At 31.6% G+C, this 11,796-nt stretch carries 12 protein-coding genes; 8 read left to right on the plus strand and 4 right to left on the minus strand.

The genetic code is table 11. The annotated features are described in order from the left end of the window. Positions 1-11 precede the first annotated feature (11 nt). Genes AC3IF2_RS03945 through AC3IF2_RS03975 form a run of 7 tightly spaced genes read left to right on the plus strand, consistent with a single transcriptional unit; the run spans position 12 to position 5,712 of the window. Positions 12-629 (plus strand): SPOR domain-containing protein, encoded by a 618-nt coding sequence (locus tag AC3IF2_RS03945; protein ID WP_489165739.1) that lies wholly within the window; start codon positions 12-14, stop codon positions 627-629. Positions 630-633: 4 nt separating this feature from the next. Next, positions 634-1,533 (plus strand): 1,4-dihydroxy-2-naphthoate polyprenyltransferase, encoded by a 900-nt coding sequence (locus AC3IF2_RS03950; RefSeq protein ID WP_489165740.1) that lies wholly within the window; start codon positions 634-636, stop codon positions 1,531-1,533. Between the two features lie 37 nt (positions 1,534-1,570). Continuing rightward, entirely contained in the window at positions 1,571-2,248 is a 678-nt protein-coding gene (locus AC3IF2_RS03955; RefSeq protein WP_489165741.1) for a metal-dependent hydrolase, read from the plus strand. A gap of 2 nt (positions 2,249-2,250) precedes the next feature. After that, positions 2,251-2,640, plus strand: a complete 390-nt coding sequence (locus AC3IF2_RS03960) for a VOC family protein (protein ID WP_489165742.1) — start codon at positions 2,251-2,253, stop codon at positions 2,638-2,640. 11 nt (positions 2,641-2,651) lie between these two features. After that, the gene (locus AC3IF2_RS03965; protein ID WP_489165743.1) at positions 2,652-3,686 is read left to right on the plus strand and encodes an o-succinylbenzoate synthase; all 1,035 of its coding nucleotides are present in this window, start codon (positions 2,652-2,654) and stop codon (positions 3,684-3,686) included. Positions 3,687-3,718: 32 nt separating this feature from the next. Next, positions 3,719-4,642 carry a CPBP family intramembrane glutamic endopeptidase gene (locus tag AC3IF2_RS03970; RefSeq protein WP_489165744.1) on the plus strand — a complete coding sequence of 308 codons (924 nt, stop codon included), beginning with the start codon at positions 3,719-3,721 and terminating at the stop codon, positions 4,640-4,642. Between the two features lie 17 nt (positions 4,643-4,659). Beyond that, positions 4,660-5,712 (plus strand): AMP-binding protein, encoded by a 1,053-nt coding sequence (locus AC3IF2_RS03975; protein WP_489165745.1) that lies wholly within the window; start codon positions 4,660-4,662, stop codon positions 5,710-5,712. Between the two features lie 6 nt (positions 5,713-5,718). On the opposite strand, the gene secA is transcribed toward AC3IF2_RS03975, so the two are convergent. The 4 genes from secA to AC3IF2_RS03995 form a co-directional block, all read right to left on the minus strand. Beyond that, positions 5,719-9,057 (minus strand): preprotein translocase subunit SecA, encoded by a 3,339-nt coding sequence (gene secA / locus AC3IF2_RS03980; RefSeq protein WP_489165746.1) that lies wholly within the window; start codon positions 9,055-9,057, stop codon positions 5,719-5,721. 156 nt (positions 9,058-9,213) lie between these two features. Beyond that, entirely contained in the window at positions 9,214-9,435 is a 222-nt protein-coding gene (locus AC3IF2_RS03985) for a DUF2795 domain-containing protein (protein ID WP_480198563.1), read from the minus strand. Between the two features lie 116 nt (positions 9,436-9,551). Beyond that, positions 9,552-10,127, minus strand: coding sequence for a cob(I)yrinic acid a,c-diamide adenosyltransferase (locus AC3IF2_RS03990; protein ID WP_489165747.1), 576 nt, complete (start codon positions 10,125-10,127; stop codon positions 9,552-9,554). A gap of 17 nt (positions 10,128-10,144) precedes the next feature. Beyond that, positions 10,145-10,885, minus strand: coding sequence for an O-methyltransferase (locus tag AC3IF2_RS03995; protein WP_489165748.1), 741 nt, complete (start codon positions 10,883-10,885; stop codon positions 10,145-10,147). Between the two features lie 121 nt (positions 10,886-11,006). On the opposite strand from AC3IF2_RS03995, the gene AC3IF2_RS04000 reads away from it, so the two are divergent. After that, on the plus strand, positions 11,007-11,795 hold the full coding sequence (locus AC3IF2_RS04000) for a polysaccharide biosynthesis/export family protein (RefSeq protein ID WP_489165749.1): 789 nt from the start codon (positions 11,007-11,009) through the stop codon (positions 11,793-11,795). Position 11,796 lies beyond the last annotated feature (1 nt).

Below are 11,796 nucleotides of genomic sequence, written 5' to 3' on the forward strand. Positions count from 1 at the left end.
TACCTTAAGCCATGCCTTACATTAAAGATAAAAATCTAGTAAATATCTACGAAGAGGTAGATAAAGCCAATCAAACTATAGGCAAATTGACTGGTCTATTGCGAGAAGAAGAAGAAAATAATTCTATCTTAAAAAAGCATAGAGCTATCTTGGGTATTTTTGGACTGTTTTTATTAATATTATTTTTATGGTCATTTTTAAGTAAAGATGATAGCAAAACAACAGACAAGTACTTGCAAAAAAATAATTTAGCAATAATTGATGCTGATAGTTTAGAGGTTTTAAAAGAAGTTGCTTCAGTATCTAGTGGAGATGAATTTTCAGATGAAGTAGAAGGCGGTGGCCTAGCTGGTGAAACTATAGTTTATAGCGTACAGATAGGCGCTTTTAATAATTTTAAAGCACAGCTCTTTTCAGATGACTTGGCGCATATGAAAGAATTTACTGAAGGTGGTCTTAATAAATATGCTATTGGTAATTATATCACTTATGCCGAAGCAAAACAGCTAAAAGAAGATTTACGCAGATTAGGTTTTAAAGATTGTTTTGTAATTGCTCAATCTTATGGTGAACCAGTAAATATAAAAGAAGCACTTCAGTTGAGTGAAGAAACTCAATATCTAAACTAAATTCATGTTTAAGGCTTTTATAGAAGCTGCTCGTTTACGCACTTTACCTTTATCCATTTCAGGTATTTTAGTTGGTAGTGCCCTCGCTTTCGCGGAAGGCCACTTTAATTGGAAAATCTTTGTACTAGCTCTTTTAACGACTGCTGGTTTTCAGGTCTTATCCAATTTTGCAAACGATTATGGAGATGGTGTGAAAGGAACTGATAATAAAGATAGAGTAGGGCCACAAAGAGCGTTACAAAGCGGTACAATTTCGCCTAAGCAAATGTTAAATGCTATTAAGGTTACGAGTATGTTAACTTTTTTAGTAGCTCTTTTGTTAATTTATATTTCTTTTGGTACTAAAGAATATTCTAACTACTTTTTTTTGTTTTTAATTTTTGGTATTGCAAGTATAGCTGCAGCTATTAAATACACAATGGGTAAAAAAGCATATGGCTATAGTGGTTTTGGTGACCTGTTTGTTTTTCTGTTTTTCGGATGGTTGAGTGTTGTTGGTAGTTACTTTTTATATACAAAAAATTTAGACTTAACTATCTTTTTACCAGCTACATCAATTGGTATGCTTAGTGTTGGGGTTTTAAATCTTAATAATTTACGCGATAGAGAATCTGACGAAAAGGCTGGTAAAAGAACTTTGGTGGTTAAAATAGGAGAAGAATTTGCGAAATATTATCATTATTATTTATTGATAGCTGCATTTTTGTTGACACTGTTATATGTCACTTTTCATTATAAAGATCCAGTACAATTTTTGTTTGTTATTGCTTTTATTCCAATTGCAATCCATTTATTAACTGTTTATAGAAATAAAGACGCTAAACTGCTAGATCCAGAACTTAAAAAACTGGCTTTAAGTACATTTTTGTTTGCCATCCTATTCGGATTAGGACAAATTTTATAATTCATTTTGCTAACTTTATCTTCTAATTTACCAACAGATGAAGATTACATATTTAGGTCATGCTAGTTTAGAAATTGAAGTTTCTGGAAAGTATTTAATTGTTGACCCTTTCATTTCTGGCAATGATTTAGCAAAACATATAGATATAAATTCATTAAAAGCAGATTATATTTTAGTTACGCATGCGCATCAAGATCATATTTTAGATGTTGAGTTTATTGCTAAAAATACTAGCGCTAAGATCATTTCTAACTATGAAATCGTAATGCATTACGGTGCAAAAGAGTTAGATGGACATCCTATAAATCATGGTGGTTCATGGCAATTCGATTTTGGAAAAATAACTTATACTAATGCGATACATACAAGTTCTTTTCCTGATGGTACTTATGGTGGCAACCCAGGTGGGTTTATACTAGAAACTGAAGAAGGTAACATTTATATTGCTGGAGACACAGCATTGACTTACGATATGAAATTGATTCCACTAAAGACGAAAATTGATTTAGCAATTTTACCTATTGGTGATAATTTCACTATGGGTATAGACGATGCTGTAATAGCATCTGATTTTGTAGAATGTAATAAGATATTGGGTTATCATTACGATACGTTTGGTTATATTAAGATCAATCATATTGAAGCTAAATCAAAGTTTTCAGCAAAAAATAAAGAATTAATACTCCTAGATATAGGAAAATCAATAAGCATCTAATTATGAATACACAAATGGTAGGCTGGTTCGAAATCCCTGTTTTAGATATGGATAGAGCCGTAAAGTTTTATAACGAGGTTTTTCAAATTGAAATCGGAGTACATGATTTAGGGAACGTTATTATGGGATGGTTCCCTTTTGCTGAAGAAACAAAAACTCCAGGAGCATCTGGCTCTTTAGTCTATGCACCAGATTTTTACAAGCCTTCTACCGAAGGAACCTTAGTTTATTTTTCATCAAAAATTGATGATTTAAATGATGAGTTAAATAGAGTTGAAAAAGCTGGAGGGAAGATATTGCAGCAAAAAACACAAATTTCGGAAGACCATGGTTATTATGCTTTATTAATTGATACTGAAGGTAATAGAGTAGCATTACATTCTCGTAAGTAGTTATCTAGTTGGTGAAAGCTTCTTATAAAAAACATATTCTCAATTTTAAAATACCTGGAGGCACTTCTCGAGGTATTTTAAGAACTAAGGAAACTTATTTCTTAATTATTGAAAATGATGGTAAAAAAGGAATAGGTGAGTGTGGGCTTTTTAAAGGATTAAGCGCAGACGATAGACCAGATTATGAAGAAAAACTGCAATTTGTATGTGATAATATTCCTTTTGGTAAAGATGATTTACTAAAAGAAGCCAATGGCTTCCCGTCGATTCAGTTTGGTGTTGAGCAAGCATTTTTGTCTTTAGAAAGTGATAATCCTTTTGAGCTATTTCCATCAAAATTCACTCAAGGTGAAGACGCAATATCAATAAATGGATTGATATGGATGGGCTCAGAAGCTTTTATGAAGCAACAGATTATTGAAAAGATTAATGCAGGATTTACAACTGTAAAGCTTAAGATAGGAGCGATAGATTTTGAAACTGAATTGAATTTATTGAAGTTTATCCGTCAAGAGTTTTCTGAAAAAGATATTGAGCTGCGAGTTGATGCAAATGGAGCTTTTCAAGTTAAAGAAGCTTTAGAAAAGCTAAAAAGGCTTTCAGAATTTAATTTGCATTCAATTGAACAACCAATTAAACAAGGACTATGGCAAGAGATGGCGTCGCTTTGTGAAAAAACACCATTGCCAATTGCATTGGATGAAGAATTAATTGGTGTTTTCTCTTTTTCTGAAAAAGAAAAGTTAATTAAAGACGTAAACCCGCAGTATATTATTTTAAAACCAAGCTTGATTGGAGGTATGCAAGGAAGCAATGATTGGATTGAGATATCTGAAAAAAATAATGTGTCGTGGTGGGTGACATCTGCTTTAGAAAGTAATATTGGTTTAAACGCAATTGCTCAATTTACATATTCGCTGAATACAATAATGCCGCAAGGACTTGGTACTGGTAGCCTATTTACCAATAATTTCAATTCACCTTTGTTTGTAGATAGAGGTCAACTTCACTATAATCCAAAAATTGACTGGAATTTCAATCTATAAATAGTATTTTTGATCAAATTTGATTTTTAAATATGAATTACATACAGCAAGCATATAAAGGTTACAATCATTGGTGGAGATATATAATTACTACGCTAGTAGTTATGTCTCCTTTTTTATTAAATATAGCTATTTATTTTGTATTACCTGAAATGTTTGAAGCGTCAATGAAAGAGATGGAAAATTTTGACGGTAATAAAAACTTTTTTCTTCTGATGAATTTATTGCCATTTGTAGCTCTATTGGTGTTTTTATTCTTATTTGTTAAATTTTTGCATCAGAGGTCGATTACAAGTTTAACTACAAGCAGAGCTAAAATTGATTGGAAACGTGTCTTTTATGCATTTGGTTTATGGTTTGCTATCTCTGCAACTTTTTTAATAATAGGATACTATATGGCTCCAGAGGATATGGTCTGGAATTTTAAACCTATTCCATTTTTGCTTTTAGCTTTAATATCTTTAATATTTATTCCTTTACAAACAAGTTTAGAAGAATATTTATTTAGAGGTTATTTAATGCAAGGTTTAGGAATTCTCGCTAAAAATAGGTGGTTCCCTTTATTAGTTACTTCACTTGCTTTTGGTTTATTGCATTCGTTCAATCCTGAAGTTGAAAAGTTAGGCTGGGGTGTAATGGTTTTTTATATTGGTACTGGTTTGTTTTTTGGTATTGCTACTTTGATGGATGAAGGAATAGAATTAGCCTTAGGTTTGCATGCAGCAAATAATATAGTAGCTGCTATTTTTGTAACAACCAATTGGACAGTTTTTCAGACAGATGCCTTGTATATTGACACTTCTGAACCTACTTTAAGTTGGGATACATATATTCCTGTTTTTATTGTATACCCTATTATGTTATTGATCTTTTCTAAAAAATATGACTGGACTAATTGGCATGGTAAATTATTTGGAAAAGTAGAAAAACTAGATCCCATAGCAGAAACTAACTAGTCTTACTTTCTATTTAAGTGAAGAGTCAAAGTTTTCATAAAGATTTTCTCCTAAATGGAAATAGATTTGATTCTGAAGAAGATTTACTGAATTATTCTATAACTCTTTCTAAATCTATCCATTCGTTTTTAATTAATTGGTTGAATAATGAAGATTTTGTTGTTGTAAAAACATCTGGTTCAACAGGAAAACCAAAGGAAATTCAGTTAAAGAAAGAGTATATGAAAAATAGTGCTTTAGCAACAGGTGAATATTTTGACTTACCTAGTGAAACTACTGCATTGTTATGCCTTTCAACAGGTTATATAGCTGGTAAAATGATGTTAGTTCGCGGGTTAACTTTAGGTTGGCATTTAGATGTTGTGAAAGCAGACGCAAACCCATTACAGAATGTTAAAAAGAGCTATGACTTTTCTGCTATGGTGTCTTTTCAAGTTTATAATTCATTAGATAAACTTTCACAAATTAAAAAACTAATTATTGGAGGAGGTGTAGTTTCAAAAGAGTTAGCAGTGCAGGTTCAAGATATTTCTACTGAATGTTTTGCCACTTATGGTATGACTGAAACGATTACTCATATAGCAGTTAAAAAGCTGAATCATGATCCAACTTCCTATTATCAAACATTGCCAAGTGTTACAATTTCAAAAGATAATAGAGGCTGTTTGCTAATTTATGCCCCAAAGGTTTCGAATGAACAGGTGATTACTAATGACTTGGTAGAAATTATTTCTGAAACAGAATTCAATTGGTTAGGGCGTTACGACAATATTATAAATTCAGGAGGCATTAAACTTATACCTGAGCAAATCGAAGTTAAATTGGCTGAAGTTATTAACAGTCGATTTTTTGTTACTGGTGTATTTGATAAGGTCTTAGGAGAAAAATTAGTTTTAATAATAGAATCCGAGAAAGTAAATTATATGGATGTTTTAGATAAATTGAAAGATTTGACTTCTTTGAGTAAATATGAAATTCCTAAAGAAATTCATTTTGCATCAAAATTTATTGAAACAGAAACAAAAAAAATCCAGCGTCAAAAGACATTGGATTTAATTTTTAACAATTAGCAAGTTTTAGTCAACTAGCACCCATTCACCTTTTTCTATTAAAGGAATAGCCTGTTTGTATTTTACCTCTTTACTTTGACCGTTCATTACGTGCTTTATAGTTACACGTTCATTACGGCCAATTTTGCGTTCTGTGCGAACAATAGTTTCTGTTACATGTTGCTCTTGAGTCTGATTAGTAGAAGTATCTTGTGTTGGGCTTCTAAAATCAGCCTTACTAACCTGAACTTTTTCACGTTTTTGCTCACGAGCTTGTGAAACTTGATTTGCATTTTGATTTGGTAATTCACCTTTAAATAAGAATGATAATACTTCCTTATTTACTTTATCGATCATTTTTTTGAATAATTCGAAAGCTTCGAATTTATAGATCAATAAAGGATCTTTTTGCTCATAAGTAGCATTTTGAACCGATTGTTTTAACTCATCCATTTGACGGAGATGATCTTTCCAGGTTTCATCTATAATAGCTAATGAGATATTTTTTTCAAAATCAGTTACTAACTGTTTCCCTTTAGATTCGTATGCTTCTTTAAGATTTGTAACAACATTTAATGTTTTTACGCCATCCGTAAAAGGAACTGCAATACGCTCATATTGATTTCCTTGTTTTTCATAAACATCCTTAATTACTGGATATACGGCATCTGCGTTACGGACAATTTTATCTTGATAATGTTTGTAAACAACATCAAATAGCTCATTAATTAATTCTTGCTCAGACTTACTTTCAAATTCTTCCTTGCTAAAAGGAGACGAAGTAGAAGAGAAGCGAATTAACTCAAATTCAAAATTCGAATAATCGTTAGAAGCTTTATTTTCTAGCACAATGCTTTCACAAGTATCATAAACCATGTTTACGATATCTACCTGTAAACGTTCACCATATAATGCGTGCTTACGACGTTTATAGACAACTTCACGTTGTGCATTCATAATATCATCATACTCTAATAAGCGTTTACGAATACCAAAGTTATTTTCTTCAACTTTTTTCTGTGCACGCTCAATAGATTTAGAGATCATCGAATGCTGAATCATTTCACCTTCTTTAAGCCCCATTCTATCCATCATCTTCGCTACACGTTCAGAACCAAATAAACGCATTAAATTATCTTCTAATGAAACATAGAACTGTGAAGAACCAACATCACCTTGACGACCAGCACGACCACGTAGCTGTCTATCCACACGGCGAGAATCATGACGTTCTGTACCAATAATTGCTAATCCGCCAGAATTTAAAACTTCATCAGATAATTTAATATCTGTACCACGTCCTGCCATATTTGTAGCAATTGTCACCACGCCGCTTTTACCAGCTTGATCAACAATATCAGCTTCTTTTTTATGAAGTTTAGCATTTAATACATTGTGAGGTATTTTACGAATTGCAAGCATTCTACCTAATAATTCAGAAATTTCTACTGAAGTAGTACCAACTAAAACGGGACGACCAGCATTTACTAATTCTACAATTTCATCTATTACAGCGTTGTATTTTTCACGTTTAGTCTTGTAAATTAAATCCTCTCTATCATCACGAACTAAAGGTTTATTTGTAGGTATCTCTACAACATCTAGTTTATAGATTTCCCAAAATTCTCCAGCTTCAGTAACAGCAGTACCTGTCATTCCAGAAAGTTTCTTATACATTCTAAAGTAATTCTGTAGAGTAATTGTTGCAAAAGTTTGAGTAGCATCTTCAATTTTTACATTCTCTTTTGCCTCAATAGCTTGATGTAATCCATCTGAATAACGTCTACCATCCATTACACGACCAGTTTGTTCATCAACAATCTTGATCTTATCATCCATTAATACATATTCAACATCTTTTTCAAAAAGGGTATAAGCTTTTAATAGTTGATTTAACGTATGAATACGTTCACTTTTAATACTAAAGTCACGGTATAGTTCTTCTTTTGCTTTTGCTTTTGCTTCAGGATCATTTTCCTCACTATCAATCTTGGCAATTTCGATGCCAATATCTGGTAAAACAAAGAAGTTTTCACCTTTCTCTTTACTTCCAGATAAGTGTTCTATTCCTTTATCTGTCAGTTCAATAGAATTATTTTTTTCATCAATCACAAAATATAAAGCCTCATCAATTTTTGGCATTTCACGATTGTTATCTTGCATATAAAAATTTTCAGTCTTTTGAAGCAGTTGCTTAATTCCTTCTTGACTCAAAAATTTAATTAATGCCTTATTTTTTGGTAATCCTCTAAATACACGTAGTAAATGGAATGCTCCTTCTTTAGTATCACCTTCCGAAATCATTTTTTTAGCATCTGCTAATACTCCTGTAAGGAACGTACGTTGTGTTTTAACAATATCATCAACCTTAGGTTTTAGTTCATTGAATTCATGACGATCACCTTGAGGAGTAGCTCCAGAAATAATTAGCGGAGTACGTGCATCATCAACTAAAACTGAATCTACTTCATCAATAATTGCATAATTATGAGGACGTTGTACAAGATCATTAGGCGAATGTGCCATATTATCACGTAAATAATCGAAACCAAATTCATTATTTGTACCGTAAGTAATATCTGCGTTATAAGCTTTTCTTCGAGCATCTGAATTGGGTTGATGATAATCAACACAGTCTATACTTAATCCGTGGAACCCAAAAATAGGCCCCATCCAAGCTGCATCACGTTTTGCTAAATAATCATTTACAGTAACAACATGTACTCCTTTTCCTGTTAAGGCATTTAGATAAATTGGCAATGTTGCAACTAACGTTTTACCTTCACCAGTCATCATTTCGGCAATTTTACCTTGATGTAATACTGACCCACCAATTAATTGTACGTCATAATGAATCATATCCCAAACAATAGGTTTACCAGCTGCATCCCAAGAATTACTCCAAATCGCTTTATCGCCTTCAAGAGTAACATAATCACCATTTGCTGAAAGTTCTCTATCGAAGGGGGTAGCAGTAACTGTTAGTGTTTTGTTATTTGTAAAACGTTTAGCAGTTTCTTTAATAACTGCAAAAGCTTCAGGTAAAATTTCGTTTAAAACAGCTTCCGAACTTTCATATATTTCATCGTTTAAAGCGTCTATTTCTTTGTAAACATCTTCTTTACGATCTATATTTGCTGTATCTATTTCGCTCTTAAGCTCTAGAATTTTATCTTCGGCAGCTTGAGTTGCATCCTTAATCTTTTGCTTGAATTCACTAGTTTTACCTCTAAGCTCGTCTATAGATAGCGATTCCATTTTACTATCAAAAGCTCTAACTTCATCAACAACTGGTTGTAATTCTTTTAAGTCTTTTTTGCGTTTATCTCCCACAAAGACCTTTAAAACTGAATTTAAAAGACTCATAATTTCTTATTCAAAATGTTTAAGTAAATAGTAATAATTACTATTAATTTTTTGCAAACACAAATATACTTATTGTGTTGCCTGTTTTATAATTTTATCCGTTAAATATGTTCTTTAAGGACAAAAAAAAAGTCTCAATTTTGAGACTTTAGGTTTTTAATATTCATCTTCGTTCCAGAGAAAATCCTCATCAGTAGGATAATCTGGCCAAATCTCTTGAATGATCTCATACGATTCACCTTCATCTTCAATTGCTTGTAAATTTTCTACAACTTCAAGAGGAGCACCTGTTCTGATAGCGTAATCTATCAATTCATCTTTAGTGGCTGGCCAAGGTGCGTCACTTAAGTACGATGCTAATTCTAATGTCCAATACATAGTGTAATCTATAAATTTTTAATTTTTGCAAATGTAATTTTTTTAAGCAAAAAAGCAAGTTTTTTATAAATTATTTTTTTTGATAAAAAAAGAACGTTTATTCTAATACTATTTTACTACTCTTTTTTCTTTGGGATCCAAGGAATTTCTGTAGCGTGATTATCGATAGTCAATTTTCGTGCCAGTACAAAAAGGTAGTCAGAAAGTCGGTTTAGATAAGATAGAACAGTTTTGTCTATTGGCTCTTGTTCATTAAGATAAACTACCAAACGCTCTGTTCTTCTACAGACACAACGTGCTATATGACAGAATGACACAGTTTGATGACCGCCAGGAAGGATAAAATTGGTCATTGGTTTTAAGGTTAGTTCCATAAAATCAATTTCTTTTTCAAGAAATTCAATATCTTCTTGAACAATTTTTGGGATATTCAGTCGGTCTTTACCACTTTTTAATTTTTCCTTTTCTGGAGGAGTTGCAAGCATAGCTCCAAGCGTAAAGATTTCATTTTGAATTTTTAATAGCGATTCAGAAGTTCTCTTATCAATTTTTTGATCACGAATTAATCCTATGTATGAATTTAATTCATCGGCAGTACCATAGGCTTCTATGCGAGCATGATATTTAGGGACGCGAGTGCCTCCATATAAAGCTGTTGTGCCTTTATCTCCAGTCTTAGTATATATTTTCATAAAGCGAATTTATCGATTTAAACACGAATTGTGAAATGTTCTTTTTCTTGTTCCTTTCTAAAAAAAACAATACCCCATTGAAAAGTATCTACTGTTATAGTAACTTTAGGATGTTTTTTGATATGTGACCATGCTTCTGACATTCCTTTACTCCAATAGATATCATCAAAAATAAAAACGGACTCATTATGAATATGGTTCAAACACTGTTCAAAATATTCTATTGTTGGCCCTTTTTGGTGGTTTCCATCAAAATAGATAAGATCAAACATTTTATCTTTTAAAACTTTCGGAAGTGTTTCTTGGAACTCTCCCACTTGTAAATCAATATTTTTAAATTCAAATTTATTAAACTGCTGTTTAGTAATTGTTGCTGTTTCAGGACAGCCTTCTAAAGTATAATTAATACCATTTGAATTAGCTAACGCTAAACTCGAAGTACCTATTCCCAAAGAAGTACCTATTTCGATGATATTTTTGCAATCGAAATATTTAGATAATCTATAAAGTAATTGTGCTCTTTTTTTCGAGATTCCTACATTTTTTGCAATGGCTGAAATTTTTCGATGATTATTTAAAACTTTTGAACCAGCACCAAAATCTGTAACTTTAATTTCGGAGCTATTCTTTAATAACTGATACCTATAATTCGATAAAATTTGATAATCCTCATAATGAAATCTATCATAAAAACATCTTGTAATTAGATTATATACAAATGGAGAATGTATTCCATGTTGATTTGTCGATTTTAGCATGAACCTTAAATATGACCTAATTTGAAAAAACATTGTTTATTTCTTGTGTTCGAAAATAGGTAGAAATATTATTTTAATAAACAATTAAAAATTATATTTGCCGTTAGTTTAAAATTGTATGATGCAGCGTTTATTAGTTATTGTTCTGTTGGTTGTTTTTGCTACTTCGTGTATACCTAAAAAAGATTTAGTTTATTTTCAAGGTGAGCCAACTCAGAAAGGTTCAATTCATAAAATGTTAAATGAGCCATACAAATTACAGGTGAATGACATTTTAGACATTAGGATAAAAGCAGATGATGAAAAGTTGGTGGCACTGTTCAGTCAAACAAATATAGGTGGTTCTCAAGCTGGAAATCAAATTAATGAAGCTAGTCTATATTTTAATTCATATACTATAAATAGAGAAGGAAATATTCGAATACCATATGTAGGTGAGCTTAATGTATTAGGATATTCTGAAAAAGAAGTTAGGAAAAAAATAGAAGATAAATTGAAAACTTTTTTTAAGGATATTGGTGGAATTTTTGTGACTGTAAAGCTAGGAGGAATTAGATTTACTGTTTTAGGAGAAGTAGGTAGCTCTGGAACAAAAGTTTTATTTCAAAATCAAGTAAGTATTGTTGATGCTATATCGAATTCAGGTGATATTACCTTAACAGGTAATAGAAAAAGAGTGGCGGTTATTAGGAAGACCTTAGATGGAACCAAAAAAATTTATATTGATTTAACTAAAATTTCCACATTTGATGAAGAGCTTTTTTACATAGAGTCAAATGATATAATATATGTGGAACCTTTAAGACAAAAATCTTGGGGTACAGGAACAACTGGTGTTCAAACATTAACAACAATCATTTCTGTGTTGTCCTTGGTAGCTTCCTCTATATTAATTTCTAGAAATTTATAAG

This window comes from Maritimimonas rapanae (assembly GCF_057837205.1).

Bases quoted from the DNA above. Each gene is read 5' to 3' on its own strand.
- AC3IF2_RS03945 (WP_489165739.1), top strand. From the start codon at position 12: ATGCCTTACATTAAAGATAAAAATCTAGTAAATATCTACGAAGAGGTA.
- AC3IF2_RS03950 (WP_489165740.1), top strand. From the start codon at position 634: ATGTTTAAGGCTTTTATAGAAGCTGCTCGTTTACGCACTTTACCTTTA.
- AC3IF2_RS03955 (WP_489165741.1), top strand. From the start codon at position 1,571: ATGAAGATTACATATTTAGGTCATGCTAGTTTAGAAATTGAAGTTTCT.
- AC3IF2_RS03960 (WP_489165742.1), top strand. From the start codon at position 2,251: ATGAATACACAAATGGTAGGCTGGTTCGAAATCCCTGTTTTAGATATG.
- AC3IF2_RS03970 (WP_489165744.1), top strand. From the start codon at position 3,719: ATGAATTACATACAGCAAGCATATAAAGGTTACAATCATTGGTGGAGA.
- secA (WP_489165746.1), bottom strand. From the start codon at position 9,057: ATGAGTCTTTTAAATTCAGTTTTAAAGGTCTTTGTGGGAGATAAACGC.
- AC3IF2_RS03985 (WP_480198563.1), bottom strand. From the start codon at position 9,435: ATGTATTGGACATTAGAATTAGCATCGTACTTAAGTGACGCACCTTGG.
- AC3IF2_RS03990 (WP_489165747.1), bottom strand. From the start codon at position 10,127: ATGAAAATATATACTAAGACTGGAGATAAAGGCACAACAGCTTTATAT.
- AC3IF2_RS03995 (WP_489165748.1), bottom strand. From the start codon at position 10,885: ATGCTAAAATCGACAAATCAACATGGAATACATTCTCCATTTGTATAT.
- AC3IF2_RS04000 (WP_489165749.1), top strand. From the start codon at position 11,007: ATGCAGCGTTTATTAGTTATTGTTCTGTTGGTTGTTTTTGCTACTTCG.